Annotated in this window: 22 protein-coding genes; 11 read left to right on the top strand and 11 right to left on the bottom strand. The window is 32.8% G+C overall.

All coding sequences use genetic code 11. The features are described from left to right. The first annotated feature begins 3 nt into the window (after positions 1–3). The 3 genes from AAYQ05_RS14490 to AAYQ05_RS14480 all read left to right on the top strand — a co-directional run bounded on the left by AAYQ05_RS14490 (position 4) and on the right by AAYQ05_RS14480 (position 4,124). The gene (locus AAYQ05_RS14490; RefSeq protein WP_343544168.1) at positions 4–771 is read left to right on the top strand and encodes a sulfite exporter TauE/SafE family protein; all 768 of its coding nucleotides are present in this window, start codon (positions 4–6) and stop codon (positions 769–771) included. Between the two features lie 312 nt (positions 772–1,083). Next, entirely contained in the window at positions 1,084–3,420 is a 2,337-nt protein-coding gene (locus AAYQ05_RS14485) for an ATP-dependent helicase (protein WP_343544167.1), read from the top strand. Between the two features lie 83 nt (positions 3,421–3,503). After that, positions 3,504–4,124 carry an L-threonylcarbamoyladenylate synthase gene (locus tag AAYQ05_RS14480; protein ID WP_343544166.1) on the top strand — a complete coding sequence of 207 codons (621 nt, stop codon included), beginning with the start codon at positions 3,504–3,506 and terminating at the stop codon, positions 4,122–4,124. 189 nt (positions 4,125–4,313) lie between these two features. Here the strand turns inward: AAYQ05_RS14480 and AAYQ05_RS14475 are convergent, their stop codons facing one another. Genes AAYQ05_RS14475 through AAYQ05_RS14465 form a run of 3 tightly spaced genes read right to left on the bottom strand, consistent with a single transcriptional unit; the run spans position 4,314 to position 6,674 of the window. Further along, positions 4,314–5,147 (bottom strand): OmpA/MotB family protein, encoded by an 834-nt coding sequence (locus AAYQ05_RS14475; RefSeq protein WP_281632540.1) that lies wholly within the window; start codon positions 5,145–5,147, stop codon positions 4,314–4,316. 32 nt (positions 5,148–5,179) lie between these two features. Beyond that, the gene (locus AAYQ05_RS14470; protein WP_343544165.1) at positions 5,180–6,199 is read right to left on the bottom strand and encodes a glycosyltransferase; all 1,020 of its coding nucleotides are present in this window, start codon (positions 6,197–6,199) and stop codon (positions 5,180–5,182) included. A 22-nt stretch (positions 6,200–6,221) separates the two neighbouring features. Next, a complete protein-coding gene (locus AAYQ05_RS14465) occupies positions 6,222–6,674 on the bottom strand; it encodes a type I restriction enzyme HsdR N-terminal domain-containing protein (RefSeq protein WP_343544164.1) in 453 nt (150 codons plus the stop codon). A 68-nt stretch (positions 6,675–6,742) separates the two neighbouring features. On the opposite strand from AAYQ05_RS14465, the gene holA reads away from it, so the two are divergent. From holA to ettA, 3 genes are read left to right on the top strand one after another with little or no spacing between them, the layout of a single operon-like run. Further along, on the top strand, positions 6,743–7,747 hold the full coding sequence (gene holA, locus AAYQ05_RS14460; protein WP_281632543.1) for a DNA polymerase III subunit delta: 1,005 nt from the start codon (positions 6,743–6,745) through the stop codon (positions 7,745–7,747). 60 nt (positions 7,748–7,807) lie between these two features. Continuing rightward, complete coding sequence (locus AAYQ05_RS14455) at positions 7,808–7,990, top strand: CAL67264 family membrane protein (RefSeq protein ID WP_035643908.1); 183 nt, start codon at positions 7,808–7,810, stop codon at positions 7,988–7,990. 46 nt (positions 7,991–8,036) lie between these two features. Beyond that, complete coding sequence (ettA, locus tag AAYQ05_RS14450; RefSeq protein ID WP_281632544.1) at positions 8,037–9,728, top strand: energy-dependent translational throttle protein EttA; 1,692 nt, start codon at positions 8,037–8,039, stop codon at positions 9,726–9,728. 247 nt (positions 9,729–9,975) lie between these two features. On the opposite strand, the gene AAYQ05_RS14445 is transcribed toward ettA, so the two are convergent. Further along, positions 9,976–10,389, bottom strand: coding sequence for a thiol-disulfide oxidoreductase DCC family protein (locus AAYQ05_RS14445; protein WP_343544163.1), 414 nt, complete (start codon positions 10,387–10,389; stop codon positions 9,976–9,978). Positions 10,390–10,673: 284 nt separating this feature from the next. Continuing rightward, the gene (locus tag AAYQ05_RS14440; protein WP_343544162.1) at positions 10,674–12,839 is read right to left on the bottom strand and encodes an endonuclease MutS2; all 2,166 of its coding nucleotides are present in this window, start codon (positions 12,837–12,839) and stop codon (positions 10,674–10,676) included. 113 nt (positions 12,840–12,952) lie between these two features. On the opposite strand from AAYQ05_RS14440, the gene AAYQ05_RS14435 reads away from it, so the two are divergent. Further along, positions 12,953–13,621: a uracil-DNA glycosylase gene (locus AAYQ05_RS14435; RefSeq protein ID WP_343544161.1), complete on the top strand. Its 669-nt coding sequence runs from the start codon at positions 12,953–12,955 to the stop codon at positions 13,619–13,621. Between the two features lie 4 nt (positions 13,622–13,625). Here AAYQ05_RS14435 and AAYQ05_RS14430 read toward each other — a convergent pair whose 3' ends face one another. The 6 genes from AAYQ05_RS14430 to porX all read right to left on the bottom strand — a co-directional run bounded on the left by AAYQ05_RS14430 (position 13,626) and on the right by porX (position 19,013). Then, a complete protein-coding gene (locus AAYQ05_RS14430) occupies positions 13,626–14,354 on the bottom strand; it encodes a hypothetical protein (RefSeq protein WP_343544160.1) in 729 nt (242 codons plus the stop codon). A 38-nt stretch (positions 14,355–14,392) separates the two neighbouring features. Then, positions 14,393–14,767 carry a DUF4258 domain-containing protein gene (locus tag AAYQ05_RS14425; protein WP_343544159.1) on the bottom strand — a complete coding sequence of 125 codons (375 nt, stop codon included), beginning with the start codon at positions 14,765–14,767 and terminating at the stop codon, positions 14,393–14,395. 35 nt (positions 14,768–14,802) lie between these two features. Then, the gene (locus AAYQ05_RS14420; RefSeq protein ID WP_306155242.1) at positions 14,803–16,002 is read right to left on the bottom strand and encodes an alanine dehydrogenase; all 1,200 of its coding nucleotides are present in this window, start codon (positions 16,000–16,002) and stop codon (positions 14,803–14,805) included. A gap of 99 nt (positions 16,003–16,101) precedes the next feature. Continuing rightward, entirely contained in the window at positions 16,102–16,872 is a 771-nt protein-coding gene (locus AAYQ05_RS14415) for a DUF4262 domain-containing protein (protein ID WP_343544158.1), read from the bottom strand. 4 nt (positions 16,873–16,876) lie between these two features. Continuing rightward, complete coding sequence (tsaE, locus tag AAYQ05_RS14410) at positions 16,877–17,284, bottom strand: tRNA (adenosine(37)-N6)-threonylcarbamoyltransferase complex ATPase subunit type 1 TsaE (protein ID WP_343544157.1); 408 nt, start codon at positions 17,282–17,284, stop codon at positions 16,877–16,879. 175 nt (positions 17,285–17,459) lie between these two features. Next, positions 17,460–19,013, bottom strand: coding sequence for a T9SS response regulator signal transducer PorX (porX, locus tag AAYQ05_RS14405; RefSeq protein WP_119790901.1), 1,554 nt, complete (start codon positions 19,011–19,013; stop codon positions 17,460–17,462). A gap of 224 nt (positions 19,014–19,237) precedes the next feature. Here porX and AAYQ05_RS14400 point away from each other — a divergent pair, with 224 nt between their 5' ends. The 4 genes from AAYQ05_RS14400 to lpxA all read left to right on the top strand — a co-directional run bounded on the left by AAYQ05_RS14400 (position 19,238) and on the right by lpxA (position 23,791). Further along, positions 19,238–20,467 (top strand): HD domain-containing protein, encoded by a 1,230-nt coding sequence (locus AAYQ05_RS14400; RefSeq protein WP_343544156.1) that lies wholly within the window; start codon positions 19,238–19,240, stop codon positions 20,465–20,467. Between the two features lie 39 nt (positions 20,468–20,506). Further along, positions 20,507–21,550 (top strand): UDP-3-O-(3-hydroxymyristoyl)glucosamine N-acyltransferase, encoded by a 1,044-nt coding sequence (lpxD, locus tag AAYQ05_RS14395; RefSeq protein WP_281632553.1) that lies wholly within the window; start codon positions 20,507–20,509, stop codon positions 21,548–21,550. Next, complete coding sequence (locus tag AAYQ05_RS14390; RefSeq protein ID WP_008464039.1) at positions 21,543–22,931, top strand: bifunctional UDP-3-O-[3-hydroxymyristoyl] N-acetylglucosamine deacetylase/3-hydroxyacyl-ACP dehydratase; 1,389 nt, start codon at positions 21,543–21,545, stop codon at positions 22,929–22,931. Before lpxD ends, AAYQ05_RS14390 begins: the two co-directional genes overlap by 8 nt. Positions 22,932–23,005: 74 nt before the next feature. Beyond that, positions 23,006–23,791, top strand: coding sequence for an acyl-ACP--UDP-N-acetylglucosamine O-acyltransferase (lpxA, locus tag AAYQ05_RS14385; RefSeq protein WP_091497682.1), 786 nt, complete (start codon positions 23,006–23,008; stop codon positions 23,789–23,791). Positions 23,792–23,809: the final 18 nt, after the last annotated feature.

The following is a 23,809-nucleotide window of genomic DNA, read 5'->3' as shown; positions in this document are numbered from 1 at the left end:
TTAATGGATTCATACATAATACTTTTTCTTTGTTTAGCAGCTTTTGCAGCTGGTTTTATTGATGCAATTGTTGGCGGCGGCGGATTAATTCAGACGCCGATGGGATTAATTTTATTACCAAATCTTCCAGTTTCGACAGTTATTGGAACATTAAAGATTCCTGCTTTCAGCGGTACAGCTTTTGCTGCTTTTCAATATTTAAAGAAAGTTATTATTCAATGGAAGCTCTTGATTATTATGATGTGCTTGGCGGTTCCGTCAGCATTTTTAGGATCTACGATTTTGACTTTGGTCAGCAATGATTTTATGAAACCGCTTTTATTGGTGGTTTTATCTTTACTGTTCGTATATACTTACGCCAAGAAAAATTTCGGACAACATGTTGCCAAAGACCATTCTGCGACGACGCAAATAATGTATGCCGTCGTAATTAGTATAATTGTGGGATTTTACGATGGATTTATTGGCCCAGGAACAGGAAGTTTCTTTGTAGTTGCTTTCATTGCGCTTTTAGGCTTTGATTTTCTTCACGCTTCCGCGAATGCTAAAATGGTAAATTTGGCAACGAACTTTGGTTCGATTTGTCTGTTTATGATAAAAGGAAAGATTATTTGGGCAATCGCAATTCCGATGGCAATCAGCAACGGACTTGGTGGTTGGCTTGGAGCGAAATTAGCTATAAACAAAGGCAACGGGTTTATTAGAATTTTCTTTTTAATCGTTGTTGTCGGAACTTTAATCCGATTTGCTTATGATGTGTTTTTTAAGTAAGTTACTAAGGTTCTAAGATGCTAAGTTGCGGAGTTTTCTTTCTTTTGTCTAAAAAAAACTTGGAATCTCAGAAACTTAGCATCTTAGCATCTCAAAAAAAATGTTTGAATTTAGCCCCGATTGAGGCGGTATCCTCGTAGCGGAGCGGAGAGATATAGCCGAAAGCGGGAAACCATGTTTAATAAAATGCCAATTACTCGGCTTCAGAATAAAACTTAGCATCTTAGAAACTTAGCAACTTAGAACCTTTCAAAAGCATCTTAGGAACTTTCTCTATAAATTCTTATTTTTGCCTAAAAGGAGATAAATTACATGCAGAAATATATTGACCAGCTCAACGAAGCGCAGAGAGCGCCTGTTTTACAGAAAGACGGGCCAATGATTATTATTGCTGGTGCAGGTTCGGGAAAGACCCGTGTTTTAACGATTAGAATTGCTTATTTGATGCATCAGGGAATTGATGCATTTAATATTTTGTCGCTGACTTTTACTAATAAAGCGGCAAGAGAAATGAAGCACAGGATTTCGGATATTGTGGGAGCATCTGAAGCAAAAAATCTTTGGATGGGAACTTTTCACTCGATATTTGCTCGTATTCTTCGTGCAGAATCGGAGCTTTTAGGATATCCTTCTAATTTTACAATTTACGATTCTCAGGATTCGGCGCGTTTAATTTCTTCGATTATTAAAGAAATGCAGCTGGATCGTGATGTTTATAAACCAAAACAGGTTTTAGGACGTATATCTAGTTATAAGAACAGCTTGATTACGGTAAAAGCTTATTTTAACAATCCTGAATTGCAGGAGGCTGATGCAATGGCTAAAAAGCCTAGGTTGGGAGAAATCTATCAACAGTATGTGGAGCGCTGTTTCAAAGCGGGTGCAATGGATTTTGATGATTTATTGTTGAAAACCAATGAATTGTTAACTCGTTTTCCAGAGGTTTTGGCGAAATATCAAAACCGTTTCCGCTATATTCTGGTTGATGAGTACCAAGATACGAATCATTCTCAATATTTGATTGTTAGGGCTTTGTCGGATAAATTTCAGAATATTTGTGTGGTTGGAGATGATGCGCAGAGTATTTATGCTTTTCGTGGAGCGAACATCAATAATATCCTGAATTTCCAAAAAGATTATGAGGGGGTGGTAATGTACCGTTTGGAGCAGAATTACCGTTCGACACGTAATATTGTGGAAGCCGCAAATACGGTTATGGAGCATAATAAAACCAAACTGGATAAAGTGGTTTGGACAGCCAATGATTTTGGTCCGAAAATAAAAGTGCACCGCAGTTTGACTGATGCCGAAGAAGGCCGTTTTGTAGCAAGTACCATTTTTGAACAGAAAATGCAAAATCAGCTTCATAATGGCTCTTTTGCGATTTTATATAGAACCAATGCGCAGTCGCGTGCGATGGAGGATGCATTGAGAAAACGTGATATTCCGTATAGAATTTATGGTGGATTGTCATTCTATCAGCGTAAAGAAATTAAAGACGTTTTATGTTATTTGCGTTTGGTTCTGAATCCGAAAGATGAGGAAGCTTTGATTCGTGTAATTAACTATCCAGCTCGTGGAATTGGAGATACAACGGTTGAAAAGTTGACTATTGCTGCAAATCATTACAAACGTTCGATTTGGGAAGTAATGGTTAATATTGATAAAATCGATTTGAAACTGAATGCTGGTACTAAAAATAAACTGAAAGATTTTGTAACGATGATTCAGAGTTTTCAGGTTATCGATCAGAATCAGGATGCTTTTTATTTGACAGACCACGTTGCAAAAAAGACTGGTTTGGTTCAGGAATTGAAGAAAGATGCTACTCCAGAAGGAATGGCAAAAATTCAGAATATCGAAGAGCTTTTAAACGGTATTAAAGATTTTACTGAAGGACAGAGAGAAATTGACGGAGCAAGAGGTGCGCTTTCTGAATTTATGGAAGATGTGGCTCTAGCAACCGATTTGGATAAAGATACCAATGATGAAGATCGTGTGGCTTTGATGACTATTCACTTAGCAAAAGGATTGGAGTTTCCGCACGTATTTATAGTGGGAATGGAAGAGGATTTGTTTCCAAGTGCTATGAGTATGAGTACTAGAAGTGAGTTAGAAGAAGAACGTCGATTATTTTATGTGGCTTTAACTCGTGCAGAACATCAGGCTTATTTGACTTATGCTCAATCTCGTTATCGTTGGGGAAAACTAACAGATAGTGAACCATCTCGTTTTATTGAAGAAATTGACGGTCAATTTTTAGAATATTTAACGCCAGCTGAAACTAATTATCGCTATAAATCTCCAATCGATGGTGATATTTTTGGTGATGTAGATAAATCAAAATTAAGATTAGCAAAACCAGTAGGAGGAACTCCTCCAAAACATGTTACAGATAATAGTCCTAAACCAGATTTAAATATTAGAAAACTAAAACCAGTTTCTGGAAATGCGCCAAGCAATGGAAATTCGAATTTATTTGACAGTAAACTTACTGTTGGAAATGTCGTTATCCATGAGCGTTTTGGAAAAGGTGAAGTGATTAATCTTGAAGGCGTTGGAGCAGACCGAAAAGCAGAAATTAAATTTGAAGTGGGAGGAATTAAGAAATTGTTGTTAAGATTTGCTAAATTAGATGTCGTAGGATAAAAAATATTGTTTCAAGTTTCAGGTTTTACGTTATAAGAGGCAACCTGAAACTTGAAACTTGAAACAAAATAAACTAAAAAATCATGGCAGAATTTATAAAAATATACCCAGATAAACCTAGTGAAGCTGCAATTGCAAAAGTTGTAAAAGTGCTTCAGAATGGAGGTTTGGTAATTTATCCGACAGATACTGTTTATGGTTTGGGTTGTGATATTACCAATTCTAGAGCTTTAGAAAAAATTGCTAAGATCAAGGGAGTAAAATTAGAGAAAGCAAATTTCTCCTTTATCTGTCATGATTTGAGTAATTTATCAGATTATGTGCGTCAGATAGATACATCAACGTTTAAGATATTAAAAAGGGCACTACCTGGACCTTATACTTTCATTTTGCCAGGAAACAATAATTTGCCAAAAGAGTTTAAAAAGAAAACTACTGTTGGTATTCGTGTTCCTGATAATAATATTATTTTAGAGATTGTTCGTCAGTTAGGAAATCCTGTTGTTTCGACTTCGATACGCGATGAAGATGATGTAATAGAATATACTACAGATCCAGAATTAATTTTTGAAAAATGGCAGCATCTTGTTGATATGGTAATCGATGGCGGTTACGGAGATAATGTCGGATCAACAATTATAGATCTTTCTGAACATGAGCCAGTTATAGTAAGAGAGGGTAAAGGGGATATTGATATTTTGTAAAAAAATACACTAAAAGTATAAAAGTATGAAAATTATGAGTAACTTTATTATGTTAAAATTTAGTTAGTTACTTAAAGATAATGCTATTCTTAATTATATTTAATTGGTTATTAAAAAAAAAATTAAGGATACATAAAAGCAGGTCGATTGACCTGCTTTTTCTGTTTTTATAGTATGTTAAAACAAGGATTATTTAGCTTGTTTTTTCATTTCTTTTTCAATCATATCATAGAATTGATCGATTTTTGGCATAACTACGATACGAGTTCTTCTGTTACGAGCTTTGTTCTCAGGAGAATCGTTAGCAACTAATGGTACATAAGAGCTTCTACCTGCAGCAATTAATTTAGCTGGGTTAACGCCAAGATCGTTTGTTAATACACGAACGATAGAAGTAGAACGTTTAACACTTAAATCCCAGTTGTCTAAGATAATTCCGTTGCTTTTGTATGGAACGTCATCTGTGTGTCCTTCAACCATACACTCAAAATCAGGTTTGTCGTTTACAACTTTAGCAACTTTAGCTAAAACAGATTTAGCTTTGTCACTTACGTCATAGCTTCCGCTTTTGAATAGTAATTTATCAGCGATAGAGATAAATACAACTCCTTTTTCAACATTGATTTCGATGTCTGGATCGTTGATTCCAACAGCTCCTTTTAAGCTTGTAACTAATGCTAAAGTAACACTGTCTTTTTTAGTTAAAGCATCTTGAAGTCTAGAGATTTTCAAATCTTTTTCTTTTAAACTTTCAAGAGATTTTTCAAGGTTTTCAGCACCTTTAGTAGTTAAGATAGTTAAATCTTTAGAACTATTGATTAAATCTTGATTATGTTGTTTGTAGCTTTCTGCTGTAGCAGCTAATCCAGCTTTTTCTTCTAAGCACGTATTTAATTTTACAGTACATGAGTTTAACAAATCTTGAGTCTCTTTGTTTTTAGCTTCTAACTCGGCATATTTCTTTTTAGAAACACATGATGTTAGGGCCATTAATACTGATAGTGCGATAACTATTTTTCTCATAAATTTAATTTTAATTAGACTTGATTACAAATTTAGTTTTTAATATTTTGAATACTGTTAAAGATTTCTTTAAATAAGGTCAATTTCTTGATGTAATAAAGGAAAACGATGCTTTTTACCGAATAGTACTGCTGTATTTGAAAATCTTTTCGTTTTCTGAGATATTTTAAAGATAAGCAATAAAATGAAAAATGTGCCTTTAAAATAGCAATAGTGTGCTTAATTTTACCTTGTGTAAGAAAACGGATACCTGCAACACCATCCAAAGCCATACGAAAAAAAATCACCCAGAATAATCCTCTTTTCGGTAGATTCTTAACCATCATTAATAATGAATTTCTAAAATTCAAATAGGTTTTCTTTGGATTTCCTTGTTGCAATGTTGCGCCTCCAACGTGGTAAACCACAGATTGAGAATTATACTTTATAATATGTCCTTCGTTCGCGGCTCTCCAGCATAGATCAATTTCTTCCTGATGTGCAAAGAAGCTTTCGTCAAAACCTCCTAATTCATGATAAATATTCTTTCGTATAAAGAAACAAGCGCCCGAAGCCCAGAACAATTCTATGTTGTCATCATATTGTCCATTATCTTTTTCGATGGTTTCAAATATTCTTCCTCTACAGAAAGGGAATCCGTATTTGTCAATAAAACCACCTGCTGCTCCAGCATATTCAAAATATTCTTTGTTTTTAAAATCAAGAATTTTAGGCTGAATAATGGCAGTTTGTTTTTCTTTTTCGAAAGTATCAAGAATTGGTTTCAGCCAATTTTTGGTTACTTCTATATCTGAATTTACTAAAGCGTAAATTTCTGCATCAATATGTTGTAAGGCGTCATTATAGCCTTTTGCAAAACCATGATTGCCTGAATTTTTTACAATTTTTACGGTTGGAAAGCGTTCTGTAACAAATGCGACAGAATCATCCGTAGAATCATTGTCAGCAACATAAATTGCCGCTCCTTCTGAAAACTGAATAACAGATGGTAAAAACTGCTCAAGCAATTTTACTCCGTTCCAATTTAAAATGACAACTGCTATTTTATCCAAAAGTACTTAGTTATTTATTGTTTTAATGATTTTCTTTATAGTCAGGAAGGCTTCTTAAAAACTCATATTTTTCGTTTTCAAAATCTATTTGACAATAAAAATGGTTTAGTCCGTTTGTTACATTCAAAAACCGTGCCTGCATTGTCATATTATAACGAGCAATTTGATCAAAAGTTGCCTGTGAGATTTTAACTTCAGGTGCTTTACACTCTACTAATATATGTATAGAACCATCAGGGTTAAAGACAACTACATCATAACGTTTTCGTAATCCGTTGACGGTCAAAACTTTTTCTACATTAATAAGCGATTTTGGATATTTTTTTTCATGCATCAAAAAATGAACAACGTGTTGACGAACCCATTCTTCTGGCGTAAGAATTATAAATTTTTTCCTGATTTCATCAAAAATAGACACTTTATTTTCGCTATTTTTGAATCGGAAAGTATAAGCAGGGAAATTAAGTTTAAGCATAAAGCAAAAATATAAAATAGTTTTTTGTTTCAAAGTAACTTGAAACTTTAAACTTGAAACAAGTATAAATGGACGAAGTAGTAAAAATTGTTAACGATATTAAAGCCGGAGATATTAAACCGATTTATTTTTTAATGGGTGAAGAACCTTATTATATAGATAAATTGTCTGAATACATTGAACAGAATGTATTAGCTGAAGAAGAGAAAGGTTTTAATCAGACAGTTTTATATGGAAGAGATGTTTCTGTAGATGATATTGTTTCAACGGCCAAGCGCTATCCTATGATGGCTGAACGTCAGGTTGTTATTGTGAAAGAAGCGCAAGATTTATCGAGAACAATTGATAAAATTGAATCTTATGTAGATAATCCGATGCAAACAACCGTTTTGGTTTTTTGCTATAAATATAAAACACTAGATAAACGTAAAAAAGTTACCAAATTATTAGCACAAAAAGGTGTTGTTTACGAAAGTAAAAAATTATACGAAAATCAAGTTGGAGATTGGATTAAACGTGTTTTGGCCGGAAAAAAATATACTATTGATCCAAAAGCAAATGCTATGCTAGTGGAATTTTTGGGTACCGATTTAAGTAAAATTAATAACGAACTTGAAAAACTGCAGATTATTTTACCGCAAGGAACCATGATTACAGCAGATCATATTGAAGAAAATATCGGTTTTAGTAAGGATTATAACGTATTTGAACTTCGAAAAGCAATAGGTGAGCGCAATCAATTGAAGGCGTATAAGATTGCAGAAAATTTTGCCCACAATCCTAAAGAATATCCTTTGGTAATGACGACTGGTTTGGTTTTCGGCTTTTTTGTTCAGCTTTTAAAATACCACGGATTAAAAGATAAAAATCCGAAAAATGTCGCATCTGCACTTGGGGTAAATCCATATTTCTTGAAAGAGTACGATTTGGCAGTAAAAAATTATCCGATGAGAAAGGTGAGTCAGATTGTTGGGGCTTTACGAGATATTGATGTTAAGAGTAAAGGTGTGGGAGCGAATGCTTTGCCTCAGTCAGATTTGTTAAAAGAAATGCTGTATAAAATTTTTAATTAAGCCGTTAAAATTCACGATATTTGCCTTTTTTAAATCTTGCATTAAAATATTTATAAAACTATGGGAATGAATAAAAATACCATTTTAGGATGGGCTACTTTAATAATGGTGCTTATGGGGTTGTTGCTTATAGGTCTTGGAATCTTTAGGTACAGTGATGTTTCAGGCTGGGGATTTGCTGCTGTTGGAGTTGGTTTTTTTGCAAATGCTTGGGTGTTCAATGCTTTGAAAGGAAGAGTTTAGAATTTTGAAATTCAGAAAAATAAATAATTATAATAAAAAATAAAAAATGTCAGACGATAAGAAAGTAATTTTCTCAATGCAGAAATTGAGTAAAACCTATCAAGGAGCAGACAAACCAGTTCTTAAGAATATTTATTTGAGTTTCTTTTACGGAGCTAAAATTGGTATTTTGGGACTTAATGGTTCTGGAAAATCTTCACTTTTGAAAATTATTGCAGGAGTTGATAAAAATTATCAGGGAGATGTAGTATTTCAGCCAGGCTATACAGTTGGATACTTGGAGCAAGAGCCAATTCTTGATGATTCTAAAACAGTTATCGAAATTGTTCGTGAAGGAGCAGCTGAGACTATGGCAGTTTTAGAGGAGTACAATCAAATTAATGATTTATTTGGTCTTGAAGAGAACTACTCAGATCCAGATAAAATGGATAAATTGATGGATCGTCAGGCAGCTTTACAAGACAAAATTGATGCTCTTGGTGCTTGGGAAATAGATACCAAATTAGAAATTGCAATGGATGCTTTGCGTACGCCAGAAGGTGATACGCCAATTAAAAACCTTTCAGGAGGTGAGCGCCGTCGTGTAGCTTTATGTCGTTTGTTATTGCAACAGCCTGATGTATTGTTACTTGATGAGCCTACCAACCACCTTGATGCTGAATCAGTTCTTTGGTTAGAGCAACATTTAGCTCAATATGCTGGAACTGTAATTGCTGTAACACACGATAGATATTTCCTTGATAATGTTGCTGGTTGGATTCTTGAATTGGATAGAGGAGAAGGTATTCCATGGAAAGGAAATTATTCTTCTTGGTTAGATCAAAAATCAAATCGTTTAGCGCAGGAAGAAAAAGTGGCTTCTAAACGTAGAAAAACTTTAGAGCGTGAGTTGGAGTGGGTTCGTCAAGGAGCAAAAGGTCGTCAGACAAAACAAAAAGCACGTTTGCAGAACTACGACAAATTATTGAATGAAGATCAAAAACAACTAGACGAGAAATTAGAAATCTATATCCCGAATGGTCCTCGTTTAGGAACAAATGTTATTGAAGCTAAAAATGTTGCCAAAGCTTTTGGTGATAAATTATTGTATGATAATTTGAACTTTACTTTGCCACAAGCGGGAATTGTTGGGATTATTGGACCAAACGGTGCTGGTAAATCGACTATTTTCAAAATGATTATGGGTGAGCAAGCTACAGATAGTGGAGAATTTTCTGTTGGTGATACTGTGAAAATTGCTTATGTAGATCAGTCGCACTCTAATATTGATCCAAATAAATCAATCTGGGAAAACTTTGCTGATGGTCAGGAATTGATTATGATGGGAGGAAAACAAGTTAACTCAAGAGCTTACTTATCACGTTTCAACTTTGGTGGTGGTGAGCAAAACAAAAAAGTGTCAATGCTTTCTGGTGGAGAACGTAACCGTTTACACTTAGCCATGACTTTGAAAGAAGAAGGAAATGTACTTTTACTGGATGAGCCAACAAACGACCTTGACGTAAATACACTTCGTGCACTTGAAGAAGGTTTGGAAAATTTTGCTGGTTGTGCCGTAATTATTTCTCACGACAGATGGTTCTTAGATAGAATTTGTACGCACATCTTAGCGTTTGAAGGAGATTCTGAAGTTTATTTCTTTGAAGGAAGTTTCTCTGATTACGAAGAAAACAAAAAGAAACGTCTTGGCGGTGATTTAACTCCGAAACGTTTGAAATACAGAAAATTAATTAGATAATTTTTCTAATAAATTTCAAATAAAAAATCCCAAATTCCAATTATTGTGAATTTGGGATTTTTCTATTTTGTATGTTTTTGCATTAAGTTTGTCATTTCGACGAAGGAGAAATCTTCGCAAGTAACTCCGCAACAAGAATCTAATCTTTGTCGAGTTTCTCACGAAGATTTCTCCTTCGTCGAAATGACAATATTGTGTTCACTGAAGTTTTGCTTTTTGGAATTTGGAATTTTTACATTGGAATTTTCTACAAAAACTTAGATTTCAATTCCGGAGTTGGAATCATGCAACTTTCTTTTTTGCCGTACCAATTGTATCTGTTTTTTGCAACATAATCATAAATCCTGTCACTCATAAAAATGGGTACAATTCTAAAAATAGGAGTTAGCTTCCACAAACCGCCAAAATTTTTAGCAATTTCGATTACTGCCGAAGATTTGTAAAAATATGCTGTTCCAGGATCATACAAAATAATACTATCCATTTTAGAAAAACTGATTCCTAAGTGTTTGCATATTGAAATTCCTTTTTCTGATTGCAATGCGACAAATCTAAAAATGTCCTTTTTATCATGTTTTATAATAAACTGTACAGCAGAACTGCAGAGATTGCAAACTCCGTCAAAAAGAACTATTTTTTTATTTTTTGGAAGACTTTCCATTTTATAATTTGTGTTTCAAGTTTTATGTTTCAATTTTTAATTGAAATCAATAAAACAGGAATTAATACGTTTTTTACTTGTATTTAAAATGTCTATTGATTTTTTGTTTTTAATAAATTTTATAAATTAAAAACAACATCAATAAATTGGTTTAAATCTGTTTTTAAAATTTAGGAATCTTCTTTTGCGTAAACATGAAAATCGTTCCTTAAATCGCTTTATTTTAATTTTGAGGTCTTTTTGCCACTTTTTAAGGACTGGAAACCGCCACGGAGACCGAAAACTTATTTCTTAACTGCTTCTACCAATTCCAATTCATCCAAACTTACTTTCGAAGTAAAAATGCCATAATTTACTGTAGCTTTATTTTTTTCGATAGAATCGATACTTCCGACAGATCTTCCGTCAAGCATTCTTACTCTGTCTCCAACTTTTAAAATTGGTTTTGGTTTTTCTACAACTGGTTTAAGTTTTTTCTCTTTTTTCTCTTTTCGAATTTCTTCAACTTTTACTTGTACTTCAGCAATAATTTCTTTTTGTTTTTCAACTTTTGCCTTGACTTCTTTCGGAGTTGCTTTTTTTCGTTTCGAATTTTCAATTTCAACAATTTTCAAAAACTCACCAATTAGTTCTTTTTTGTTTTTGTTGTTGAAATACTTTTCGGCAATATCATCAATTTTTTGTCCAATGTAAATTATCTTTTGATTGCTATCATATAATTCCTGATAGCTTTCTAATTTCTGTTGAATTTTCGTATTGATGTTTTCCATCTTTTTACTTTCCTCACGAGCACGAGTTTCTTCTTCCTTTAAATTCAAAGAAGTTTTTTCCAACTTCGAACGCTCTTTCTGAAGTGTTGCAATGGTTTTGTCAAAACGAACTTTTCCAACTTCGATTTTCTTTTTTGCACGATTGATCAATCCAAACGGAATTCCATTTTTTTGAGCAACCTCAAAAGTAAATGAACTTCCTGCTTGTCCCAAAGCTAATTTATACATTGGTTCAAGAGATTTTTCGTCGAACATCATATTTGCATTTGTAGCATAAGGCAATTCGTTTGCCAAAATTTTCAAATTAGAATAATGTGTTGTGATAATTCCGAATGCTTCACGGTGATAAAATTCTTCTAAGAAAATTTCAGCCAATGCTCCTCCTAATTCAGGATCAGAACCTGTACCAAACTCGTCAATTAAAAACATGGTTTTTCTATTACACTTCTTTAAAAAGTAATTCATGTTTTTCAATCGATAACTATATGTACTTAGGTGATTTTCAATAGATTGATTGTCTCCAATATCGGTTAAGATTCTGTCAAACAAGAAAGTTTCACTTCTTTCGTGAACTGGAATCAAAATCCCCGATTGCAACATCAATTGTAATAATCCTACCGTTTTTAAGGAAATGGTTTTACCTCCAGCATTTGGTCCAGAAATTACAATAATTCTGTTTTCTTGTTTTAATTCGATGGTTTGCGGATGCGTAACTTCTTTTTTCTGTTTGTTGTTCAAATACAAAATTGGATGATATGCTTCTCTAAAGAATAATCTTCTTTCTTCTGTAATTGTTGGAAGAATTCCGTTAATTCGATTTGCGTATTTAGCTTTACCTGCAACAACATCAATATCACTTAAAAAGTATTGATATTCAACTAATAAAGGAAGATAGGGACGAATTACATTCGATAGATTTTTTAAAATTCTTGTAATTTCTTCTTTCTCTTCATATTCTAAATTGGCTAATTCTCTAGAATATTTCAAAGTAGCTTCAGGTTCGATATAAGCAATGCTTCCAGTTTTTGAACTTCCTAAAATTGAACCTTTTACTTTACGGCGATACATTGCTAGAACTGCCAAAACTCTACGGTTTTGTACAAAACTTTCTTTGATGTCGTCCAAATAACCTAAGCTATTGTATTGAGTTAAAGCCGTACCGAAACTTTGATTCACTTTTCCGCGAACCAGGTTCATGTTTTGTCTAATTCCAGCTAGAGCAGGAGAGGCATTGTCTTTAATTTCTCCATATTTGTCTACAATGGCATCAATTGCGGTTATGATATCTTTGGTCAATTCTACTCTTGAAGCTCTTGCATTTAAGTTTGGATAATAATCGTCAAACTTTTTAAGGAAATTCAATAAGACATTTGTAGTTGCAGAAAGATTAGCGATTTTTCTAAAACTTCCTACTTCAAGAAAACTGTCTTCGATTGCAAGAAATTTAATTTCATGCGTTATGGCGTCAAATCCGTGATTCGGAATGGCGTTATTGTTTTGAAAAGAAGATACATACTCTGATGTTTGCATCAGCGCTTGCATTAATTCTTCTTTATCTCTAAATGGTTTTATTTGTAAAGCCTTTTCTTTTCCAATATCGGTATTGCAACCATCAGAAATGGTTTCAAGCACCGTTGGAAATTGTAAATCTTGTAATGTTTTTTCTGTAATAGATACCATTATATAACGTAAGTTGTAAAGATTTCAAAGTTACAAAGTTTTAAAAACTAAATAGCACTAATAGTTGGGAGTTTGAATAAAACTTTGCTTTATTTGTAAATAAAATTTATAAAATGAAAATTAATTTAGCTCAAGACTGGCAGAGAGTTTTAAAGGACGAAACAGAAAAACCGTATTTTCAAGAATTGATGGCGGCGCTTGATGTTGAATATAAAACCCACACTTGTTATCCTCCTGCAGAATTAATTTTTTCAGCTTTTAACAATTGTGGTTTTGATGCTGTAAAGGTTGTTATTATTGGACAAGATCCTTACCATGGAGAAGGAGAAGCCAATGGATTAAGCTTTTCTGTAAATGATGATATTAAGATACCGCCTTCATTGCGAAATATTTTTAGAGAAATAAATAGTGATTTTGATTCCGTTTTTATGCCAACATCTGGTAATCTTCAAAAATGGGCTCAGCAAGGCGTTTTGCTTCTTAATGCTTCTTTGACCGTTCGCAAAGATAGTCCAAATAGTCATAAACACTTAAAATGGAATCTATTTACCGATGCTGTTATTAAAGCTATTTCTGATCAGAAGGAAAATGTTGTTTTTCTTTTGTGGGGAAGTTTTGCTCAGAAAAAAGGATCAAAAATTGACAGGTCAAAACATTATATTTTAGAATCAGGCCATCCATCGCCAATGAGTGCTAATCAAGGAAAATGGTTTGGGAATAAACATTTTAGTCAAACAAATTCATTTCTTAAATCTAAAGGAATGAGAGAAATTGAATGGTAAAACTTTAATAGTAGGTATATTTAGCTAATGATAAATTCTTTACAACCGATTCGTCCTTTTCAGAGGTATTTATTGTTATGGTAGGATTATTTAATTTGTCAAATTTTAGATTCTTTTTTTTTAAAAACTCCACTTTATTGCTACCTTCAAAAGAGGTTATTATTTTACTTAAATGACCTTGGTTGTCAAAAATGTATTGAGAGTTTTTATTTGATGAAAATCGAGGATCAATAATTTTGATGTTCCTTTCAGATATACGATTACATTTATCTAAAGTTGTGGTTTCTAATTTCAGATAAAGACCTTCAGATGAATAAGATGACTCAGTATATTTGTTGTTATCAACCCAAGTTTTGAATGTTTTGGATGTTAAATTTTTGTTTACAGTTATTCCTTGTCTATTTTTATCGTTGAAGGTATATTTTGTTTTCAGATTTTCTATTTTCTTTGATTGTGTTGGATTTAAATAGCTAATTGTCAAACTGTCAACGTTTCCGTTTCTGTTATAATATACAATTGATTCATTAAACCAACTAATGCTGTCAGATGCTTTTATATTCTCATCGATATCTTTTTCATCAAGTTTAAATGTTCTAGTCTGAACAGTTTTTACTTTTCCGCTTATATTAAATTCGTTTAAATCAGAATAGTTAATATTGCAATCAGTTTTATTTTGACCTAAGACTATTAAATGAATGAATATAACAATAGAAGTAATAAAAAATCTTTTCATTAAGTTTAATTTTAAATACTGCTATTTTTAGCGAAAAACTATTTTTTTACAATTTCCTCTAAAACGGCTTTGTTTTCGTAATTCACCACTTTTAGAATGATTTCTTGATTTTTTACTGTTTTTCCTTCAATAATATAGAGTTTTCCTTTTTTGAATGGAACATTACTTTGGTCAAAATCAACATCTCCGTAAGTTAATGTATTTTTGACGTCTGCTGTATCAACCCATTTTTCATTTAAAGTCTGAACAGCTTTTGGAGAATATTGAAAAGGTTTTGTTCTAAGATTGTTTAAAACTCTGGCATTTGGAAAATAATTGCATCGGGTGTCTTTTCCGATGAAAAATCCTGATACAATAAAACATCCCATTACGAGACCAATCAAATAATATGCAAAACGATAAGCGAACTTCATGAAATATTTTTTTGCAAAGGTACGTTAAAGTTCCTTTAGAAAACAAGTAAATTTATATCGTTATCTGGTAAATCGAACCAGTCGCCAATTGCTTTATTTGTTAAGATTCCGTGATATAGATATATTCCATTTTTAAGGCCTTTGTTGCATCGAATTGCACTTTCAATACCACCATCTTCGGCTATCTGATGTAAGTAAGGAGTTAAAATATTACTGATTGATAATGAAGCAGTTTTGGAATATCTTGAAGGAATATTTGGTACGCAATAGTGCAAAACATTGTTTTTTATGAATGTTGGTTTTTCATGAGTAGTAACTTCAGATGTTTCGAAACAACCACCTGTATCTATGCTGACATCAACAATTACAGCACCTTTTTTCATGTGTTCTACCATTGTTTCGTTCACCACAATTGGGCAACGTTCTTTACCGCGCATGGCGCCAATAGCGACATCGCAGCGTCTTAAAGCTTTTAGCAAGCCTTTTTGCTGTATGGTAGAAGTAAAAATTCTTTGATTTAAATTATTTTGCAAACGACGCAGTTTTGTAATTGAGTTATCAAAAACCTTGACGTTTGCACCTAATCCAATTGCAGTTTTTGCTGCAAATTCGCCTACAGTTCCAGCACCAAGAATTACAACTTCAGTAGGAGGGACGCCAGTAATATTTCCGAATAAAAGCCCTTTTCCAAATTCGTCTGTAATCATTAATTCAGCAGCAATAAGAATCGAAGCAGTTCCTGCAATTTCGCTCAAAGATTTTACGGCAGGATAAGATCCGTCTTCGTCTTTAATATATTCGAAAGCTAAGGCAGTGATTTTCTTTTTTGCTAAGGCTTCGAAGTATTCTTTCTTTTTGGTTTTAAGCTGAATAGCCGAAATGATAACCGTTTCGGGATTAATCATCTCAATTTCTGCTAAAGTTGGCGGTTCTACTTTTAATAGAAACGGACAGCCAAAAACTCTTTTAGTATCTTTTGTGATTTCTGCACCGGCATCGGCGTATTCTTTGTCTGTATAACTCGAACTTTCTCCAGCGCCAGATTCAATCATAACACGGTGACCTTCATAAGTTAAGGAATTGACGGCATCGGGCGTAAGACAGATACGACGTTCCTGATAACTTGTTTCTTTAGGAATTCCTATAAAAAGTTCTCTTTTAAAACGACCAACCTCAAGTTTTTCTTCTTGCGGTATTAATTGTTGTTTTGTAAATGGAGTTAACGTGATTGACATGGATTGCGCAAAAAATTAAGAGTACAAATTACGTAAAAAGTTTTAAAATTAGTGTAAAAATTCTGCTAATACTGTAGATGGGAATGTTAAGTTGTTTTATTATTCTTCATTATCATGTTCTATTTTATTTCTCATCCATATATCTCCAATGAATTTTCTTTCTGCTTCTTCTCCATAATTAAGGTCAAACAGTTTATTCAGTGTTTTATCTTTTAGTATTAATTGTTCTAAAGCAACAATGATGATATTTTCGGTAGAAATTTCATCATCCGTCAAGAACTGCCAATCTCCATCTTCGTCGTGCACAACTCTAATGATTGGTTTTTCTTTATCTAGCCATTGTCTGGTTGTGAAAGCAGTAAGGTTTTTAGGTTCATTAAATTTGAAATCGATGTTTCTGTCTAATAAAGGTTGCTTGTAAAGAAAATCATTTTCGAAATCTTTCTCCCAAGGAAATTTATCATTTCGGTCTGTCCAAACTAATTGCAAGGCGGTAAAATCTTCTTTCCCGTAGTAATTAATCGCACTGCCAAAATAGTCTTGAATATTTTCAGGATGAACTCTTAGGAATTCAGATCTGCTATCTTCAAAAATGTTTGAGTAATTTTTCTTTTCGATAATTTTTTCATTTTGTTTGACTATCTCGGCAATATCATTTATAATTTCATGCAAGAGAGAGGTTGATAATCCAAAACAAATAATTTCGGGGTGATTGTATTTTTGCCAAAGTCCAATGCTGTAAGCAAATGAAGGTAGATAATCAGTCGCTTCTATAATTATAACTTGCAGTCCATATTTTTCAATATTGATTTTAATGTTATTCATTAAATCATCAAAATCAATACAATTATGATTATGTTCTTCTGACATTATATTAATTCAGCTTTAATTCTCTTTTTCCGTCAGAAAGTAATTCAATGTTTATAGTAGAATGTTCTTCTGGAATTAAATTCGCGATCTTTTCAGACCATTCAATAAAACACCAATTTCCAGAATATAGATAATCATCAACTCCCATATCTAGTGCTTCGGTTTCTTGTTTTATTCTGTAAAAGTCAAAATGATAGACTTTTTTTCCGCTTGGAATTTGATATTCGTTTACTAAAGAAAAAGTAGGGCTGCTAGTTGCATCAGTAACTCCAAGGCTTTTGCATAGCTGTTTGATTAGGGTGGTTTTTCCAACTCCCATCTCTCCATTAAAAAGGATAATTTTATTAGGATTTGAAGCTATAATCTGCTCAGCAACTTCTTGAATTTGATCTAATGAAAAAACGATGTTCATTGTTATTTATTTTTTGCCACGAATTTCGAAAATTTTCGCGAATTATTTTTAATGCCACAGATTAAAAAGATTAAAAAGGATTTTTTAATCAGTGATAATCTTTTTAATCTATGGCAAAAAATATTTTTATTTAATTGTCTTCACCGCTGAAACTGAAAACTGAGACTGTAAACGTTTATTTCGGGTTAAATACTAGAAACGGAATAATCATTTCTTCTAAAGAAATTCCGCCGTGCTGATACGTGTTTTTGTAATAACTCACATAGTGATTGTAGTTATTTACATACGCTAAGAAAAAATCGTTTTTGGCAAAAATAAACGAACTGCTCATGTTTATAGCTGGCAAACCAATTGTTTTTGGCTCTTTTACGACATATACATCTTTCTGTTCGTATGTTAAACTACGTCCAGTTTTATAGCGTAAATTTAAACTTGTATTTTTGTCTCCCACAACCTTAGACGGATTTTTTACATTTATTGTCCCGTGGTCTGTTGTTAAAATCAATTTGAAGCCTAAAAGTTGTGCCTGCTGAATAATTTCTAATAATGGAGAATTTTTAAACCAGCTTAATGTTAGAGAACGATACGCTTTATCGTCTGAAGCCAATTCTTTTACGACTTCCATTTCAGTTTTAGCGTGAGAAAGCATATCAACAAAGTTGTAAACTACCGTTACCAAGTCGTTTCCTTTTAATGCTTTAAAGTTTTCTGCTAACTTTTTTCCGCCAGCATAATTGGTGATTTTAAAATAATCTTCCTTAATATTTAAACCTAATCTTTTTAATTGAGCAGATAGAAATTCTGCTTCATAAAGGTTTTTTCCGCCATCTTCGACGTCGTTTTTCCAATATTCGGGAAATTGTTTTTCCATTTCTAAAGGCATTAAGCCAGAGAAAATAGAATTTCTAGCATATTGTGTAGCAGTTGGAAGAATAGAGTAGTAAGGTACTTCTTTTTCTAGCTTATAATAATTTGATATTACACTTTCAAAAGATTTCCATTGGTCGTAACGAAGATTATCAATTACAACAAAAAGAATCGGTTTGTCTTTCTTTTTGATTTCTGGAACGACTAATTCTTTGAATAAAGTATTAGACTGTATAGGTTTGTCAGCCTTTGGCGCAAACCAGTCTTCGTAATTTCTTTCTATAAATTTTCCGAATTGTGAATTTGCTTCTACTTTCTGAGACTCTAGAATTTCAATCATCGCTGTGTCGTTGATGTCTTCTAGTTTCAATTCCCAAAAAAGTAATTTTTTATACAATTCAATCCAGTCTTCGTACGAATTAACCATGGCTAATTCCATCGAAATTTTTCTGAATTCTTTTTGATAATCTAAGGTTGTTTTTTCTGTAATCAATCTCGAATCATCTAGATTTTTCTTCAAACTCAACAGAATCTGATTCGGATTTACAGGTTTAATCAAGTAATCAGCGATTTTAGAACCAATGGCTTCTTCCATAATATATTCTTCCTCGCTTTTCGTAATCATAATCATCGGAATAGCTGATTTTTTTTCTTTCATTTCAGAAAGCGTTTCCAAACCACTCATTCCGGGCATGTTTTCATCCAAAAAAACAATATCAAAGTTATCTTCTTCAAATAGGGCGATTGCATCAAGGCCGTTATTGCAAGTTGTAACTTCGTAATTCTTTTTTTCTAGAAATAATATGTGAGGCTTTAAAAGATCGATTTCATCGTCGACCCAAAGTATTTTTATCTTATCCATAAATCAATTTAATTTTACTGCAATTTAAAGTTATAGAACTTAAAAAGTATTAAAAATAGTATAAAATTACCAAAGTTGGCGCACGATTTTGATTTGTATTTTAATATTTTTAAATGTATTTTATTGATAATCATGATGATTCTGTTTATGATTTTTAAATAAAAAACACCAATCTCTTTATACTTATTTACTTATATTTGTTGACCTAAAAAAATAACTCAGTAGTGACTCAGATCAACAAACTTAAAATATTCAACGATCCTATATATGGTTTTATAACGATTCCGAACGAGTTGGTTTACGATTTAATTCAGCATCCATATTTTCAACGTCTTCGTCGTATTTCTCAAATGGGATTGTCTTATTTGGTGTATCCCGGAGCAAATCATACTCGTTTTCATCATGCCTTAGGATGTATGCATTTGATGAAGAAAGCAATTGATACGCTTCGTTTTAAAGATGTTGTTATTTCTGACGAAGAAGAAAATGCACTTCTAATTGCAATTTTGCTTCATGATATAGGACATGGGCCATTTTCGCATGCAATGGAAAAAAGTATTGTTGAAGATGTGCATCACGAAGCAATTTCGCTACTGTTTATGAATCAGCTGAATGAAGAGTTTGATGGAAGATTAAGTTTGGCAATTCAGGTTTTTAAAGGAGAATATCATAGAAAATTCATGCTTCAATTGATTTCTAGTCAGTTGGATATGGATCGAATGGATTATTTGAAACGCGATAGTTTTTATACAGGTGTTGCGGAAGGAAACGTAAATTCTGAACGATTGATTCAGATGATGAACGTAGAAAATGATGTTTTGGTAATTGAAGAAAAAGGAATTTATTCTGTCGAGAAATTTCTGCTTTCTAGAAGATTAATGTACTGGCAAGCTTATTTGCATAAAACAAGTTTAGTAGCCGAGTTAATTTTAATGAAGGTGCTGAAGAGAGCAAAAGAACTGACTTTAAAAGGAGTTAAATTACCTTGCAGTGTACCTCTGATGTATTTCATGCAAAATAAAATTACGCTCGAAGATTTTGATGCTGAGAAATTAGATTTATTCTCTCAATTGGATGATTTTGATATTATAAGCGCTCTAAAGGCTTGGCAGAAACATAGTGATTTTATACTTTCTACTTTAAGTAAAATGATCATCAATAGAGATTTGCTGAAAATTAAGCTTAGTGCAGAAAAAATTCCGATGGAAGAATCACAGTCTTTAAAAGAAGAATTTGCAGAAGCGCACCAAATTTCAGCAGTAGACGCTGGATATTTTATTTTTAGAGGTAAAATAAAAAATCAGGCATATAGTAAGGAAGCAGAACCTATTCGTATTTTGAAAAAAGATAAAACAATTGAAGATGTTGTTGAAGCTTCTGACCAGCTGAATTTGAAATCGTTATCTAAATTGGTCACAAAATATTATATCTGTTTTCCAAAACAACTTATATAAAATTAACATTTAAAATCTATTTTTTATATTTTTGTCGCGATGAAATTTACAGCAGAACAAATAGCAGGAATTTTAGAAGGAGAAGTTGTTGGGAATCCCAATGCAGAAGTTTCTAAGCTTTCTAAAATCGAAGAAGGAGAGGAAGGATCTCTTACTTTTTTGGCTAACCCAAAGTATATCAATTATATATATACTACAAAAGCGACAGTAACAATTGTTAATGATAGCTTTATTCCGGAACAGGAAATTAATACTACACTTATAAAGGTAGAAGATGCTTACGCAGCGTTTTCTAAGCTTTTGCATTTCTATAATCAGGTCAAATTAAATAAAAACGGTATCGAGCCTCAGTCTTTTATGTCTGAAGGAACAAAGTACGGTGAGAATTTATATTTGGGTAGTTTTAGCTATATCGGACAAAATGTAGTTTTGGGTAATAATGTAAAAATCTATCCAAATAGTTTTATTGGCGATAATGTTGTTATTGGCGATAATGTGTTCATTTTTGCTGGTGCAAAAATCTATTCTGAAACTGTAATTGGTAATAATTGTACTGTTCATTCTGGAGTTATTATAGGTGCAGATGGTTTTGGTTTTGCTCCAAATGAAAATGGAGAGTACAGTAAAGTTCCACAAATTGGAAACGTTATTATTGAAGATAATGTAGATATTGGTGCCAATACTACAATTGACAGAGCAACTCTTGGTTCTACAATTATTAGAAAAGGAGTTAAATTAGACAATCAGATTCAGATTGCCCATAATGTAGAAATAGGAAAAAACACTGTAATAGCTGCGCAAAGCGGTGTTGCAGGTTCTACAAAAATTGGTGAAAACTGTATGATTGGTGGACAAGTTGGTATTGCAGGTCACTTAATAATAGGGAATAATGTTAGGCTTCAAGCCCAATCGGGTGTCGCTAGAAACATTAAAGATGATGAAGTTTTGCAAGGAACTCCATCTCTAGGATATACAGATTTTAATAAATCGTATGTTCATTTTAAAAATCTGCCTAAAATTGTGGCCGAAGTTGAAGAATTAAAGAAACAAATAATAAACCCAAAAAATGGAAATAATGGTTAAACAGAAGACCATCAAAAATGAAATTTCGCTAACAGGAGTTGGTTTACACACTGGAAAAGAAGTTACAATGACTTTTAAACCTGCACCCGTTAATAATGGTTTCACTTTTGTAAGAGTAGATTTGCAAGGTCAACCAGTCATTGAGGCTGATGCTAATTATGTTGTTAATACTCAAAGAGGTACAAATCTTGAGAAACTTGGTGTAAAAATTCAGACACCAGAGCACGTTTTAGCTGCAGTAGTTGGATGCGATTTGGATAATATTATTATTGAATTGAATGCCTCAGAACTTCCAATTATGGACGGTTCATCAAAATATTTTGTTGAAGCTATTGAAAAAGCTGGTATCGAAGAGCAAGACGCACAACGTAATGTTTACGTAGTAAAAGAAGTAATCTCTTTTACAGACGAAGCAACAGGAAGCGAAATTCTTGTAATGCCTAGCGATGAATATCAGGTTACAACAATGGTAGATTTTGGTACAAAAGTTTTAGGTACTCAAAATGCTACCCTTAAAAGTTTAGCAGATTTTAAATCTGAAATTGCAAGTTCTAGAACTTTTAGTTTCTTACACGAATTAGAGTCTTTATTAGAGCACGGACTTATTAAAGGTGGAGATTTAAACAATGCAATCGTTTATGTAGACAAAGAAATTTCTGAATCTACTATGGAAAATCTAAAGAAAGCATTTGGTAAAGAAGAGATTTCTGTAAAACCAAATGGTGTTTTAGACAACTTGACTTTGCATTATCCAAACGAAGCAGCAAGACACAAATTGCTTGATGTAATTGGAGATTTATCTTTAATTGGAGTTCGTATTCAAGGAAAAATTATTGCTAACAAACCAGGGCATTTTGTAAATACTCAATTTGCAAAGAAATTAGCAAAAATTATTAAAATAGAGCAGAGAAATCATGTTCCTACTTATGATTTACATCAAGAGCCATTGATGGATATTCATAAAATCATGTCTATGCTTCCTCATAGACCTCCGTTCTTGTTGATTGACAGAATTATTGAAATGTCTGATCGTCATGTAGTAGGATTGAAAAATGTTACTATGAATGAGAATTTCTTCGTTGGTCACTTCCCAGAAGCTCCAGTTATGCCAGGTGTATTAATTGTTGAAGCAATGGCACAAACAGGAGGTATTTTAGTTTTGAGTACAGTTCCAGATCCTGAAAACTATTTGACATATTTCATGAAAATTGACAATGTTAAATTTAAACACAAAGTGTTGCCAGGTGATACTTTAATCTTTAAATGTGAGTTAATTTCTCCAATCAGAAGAGGGATTTGCCATATGCAGGCTAATGCTTATGCAAATGGTAAATTAGTAACTGAAGCAGAATTAATGGCACAAATAGCAAGAAAACAATAATAAATTATCAAATTTATTGTTTAGGTTTGTTGCTTCAAATTAGAATATTTTAATTAAAAATATAAAACATACAGATGAATCAACCATTAGCATATGTTCATCCAGGCGCGAAAATCGCTAAAAACGTTGTAATAGAGCCATTTACAACAATTCACAATAATGTTGTTATTGGTGATGGTACTTGGATTGGTTCAAACGTGACCATTATGGAAGGAGCTCGAATTGGAAAAAATTGCAATATTTTTCCAGGAGCGGTAATTTCTGCAGTGCCACAAGACTTAAAATTCGGAGGTGAAGATTCTCTTGCTATTATCGGTGATAATTGTACAATTAGAGAATGTGTTACTATAAATAGAGGGACAATTGCTTCAGGTCAGACTGTTATTGGTAATAATTGTTTAGTAATGGCATATGCGCACATTGCACACGATTGTGAGATTGGAAATAATGCAATTATTGTGAATGGTGTTGCTTTAGCTGGACACGTAGTTGTTGGAAATCATGCGGTTATTGGCGGTTTGGCAGCAATTCACCAATTTATTCATATTGGAGATCATGCTATGATTTCTGGAGGTTCTTTGGTTAGAAAAGACGTTCCGCCATTTACAAAAGCTGCAAAAGAGCCTTTGTCTTATGTAGGAATTAATTCTGTTGGTTTAAGAAGAAGAGGATTTACTACTGAAAAAATTAGAGAAATCCAGGAAATTTATAGAATTTTATACCAAAAGAATTACAATACAACTCAAGCCTTAAGTATTATTGAGGCTGAAATGGAAGCGACTCCTGAAAGAGATGAAATTCTAGATTTTATTAGAAATTCTTCTCGAGGAATTATGAAAGGTTACTCAGGAAATTATTAAAAATTGAGTTTAATTGTT

It is taken from the genome of Flavobacterium movens, assembly GCF_039581425.1.
GTDB lineage: Bacteria > Bacteroidota > Bacteroidia > Flavobacteriales > Flavobacteriaceae > Flavobacterium > Flavobacterium luteolum.
The sequence above is the reverse complement of the archived record's forward strand: the minus strand, read 5'-3'. Positions and strand labels throughout refer to the sequence as shown.

What these genes read in the sequence shown, in the direction of transcription:
- AAYQ05_RS14490 (WP_343544168.1), top strand. Translation starts at nt 4, where the DNA reads ATGGATTCATACATAATACTTTTTCTTTGTTTAGCAGCTTTTGCAGCT.
- AAYQ05_RS14485 (WP_343544167.1), top strand. Translation starts at nt 1,084, where the DNA reads ATGCAGAAATATATTGACCAGCTCAACGAAGCGCAGAGAGCGCCTGTT.
- AAYQ05_RS14480 (WP_343544166.1), top strand. Translation starts at nt 3,504, where the DNA reads ATGGCAGAATTTATAAAAATATACCCAGATAAACCTAGTGAAGCTGCA.
- AAYQ05_RS14475 (WP_281632540.1), bottom strand. Translation starts at nt 5,147, where the DNA reads ATGAGAAAAATAGTTATCGCACTATCAGTATTAATGGCCCTAACATCA.
- AAYQ05_RS14465 (WP_343544164.1), bottom strand. Translation starts at nt 6,674, where the DNA reads ATGCTTAAACTTAATTTCCCTGCTTATACTTTCCGATTCAAAAATAGC.
- holA (WP_281632543.1), top strand. Translation starts at nt 6,743, where the DNA reads ATGGACGAAGTAGTAAAAATTGTTAACGATATTAAAGCCGGAGATATT.
- AAYQ05_RS14455 (WP_035643908.1), top strand. Translation starts at nt 7,808, where the DNA reads ATGGGAATGAATAAAAATACCATTTTAGGATGGGCTACTTTAATAATG.
- ettA (WP_281632544.1), top strand. Translation starts at nt 8,037, where the DNA reads ATGTCAGACGATAAGAAAGTAATTTTCTCAATGCAGAAATTGAGTAAA.
- AAYQ05_RS14445 (WP_343544163.1), bottom strand. Translation starts at nt 10,389, where the DNA reads ATGGAAAGTCTTCCAAAAAATAAAAAAATAGTTCTTTTTGACGGAGTT.
- AAYQ05_RS14440 (WP_343544162.1), bottom strand. Translation starts at nt 12,839, where the DNA reads ATGGTATCTATTACAGAAAAAACATTACAAGATTTACAATTTCCAACG.
- AAYQ05_RS14435 (WP_343544161.1), top strand. Translation starts at nt 12,953, where the DNA reads ATGAAAATTAATTTAGCTCAAGACTGGCAGAGAGTTTTAAAGGACGAA.
- AAYQ05_RS14430 (WP_343544160.1), bottom strand. Translation starts at nt 14,354, where the DNA reads ATGAAAAGATTTTTTATTACTTCTATTGTTATATTCATTCATTTAATA.
- AAYQ05_RS14425 (WP_343544159.1), bottom strand. Translation starts at nt 14,767, where the DNA reads ATGAAGTTCGCTTATCGTTTTGCATATTATTTGATTGGTCTCGTAATG.
- AAYQ05_RS14420 (WP_306155242.1), bottom strand. Translation starts at nt 16,002, where the DNA reads ATGTCAATCACGTTAACTCCATTTACAAAACAACAATTAATACCGCAA.
- AAYQ05_RS14415 (WP_343544158.1), bottom strand. Translation starts at nt 16,872, where the DNA reads ATGTCAGAAGAACATAATCATAATTGTATTGATTTTGATGATTTAATG.
- tsaE (WP_343544157.1), bottom strand. Translation starts at nt 17,284, where the DNA reads ATGAACATCGTTTTTTCATTAGATCAAATTCAAGAAGTTGCTGAGCAG.
- porX (WP_119790901.1), bottom strand. Translation starts at nt 19,013, where the DNA reads ATGGATAAGATAAAAATACTTTGGGTCGACGATGAAATCGATCTTTTA.
- lpxD (WP_281632553.1), top strand. Translation starts at nt 20,507, where the DNA reads ATGAAATTTACAGCAGAACAAATAGCAGGAATTTTAGAAGGAGAAGTT.
- AAYQ05_RS14390 (WP_008464039.1), top strand. Translation starts at nt 21,543, where the DNA reads ATGGTTAAACAGAAGACCATCAAAAATGAAATTTCGCTAACAGGAGTT.
- lpxA (WP_091497682.1), top strand. Translation starts at nt 23,006, where the DNA reads ATGAATCAACCATTAGCATATGTTCATCCAGGCGCGAAAATCGCTAAA.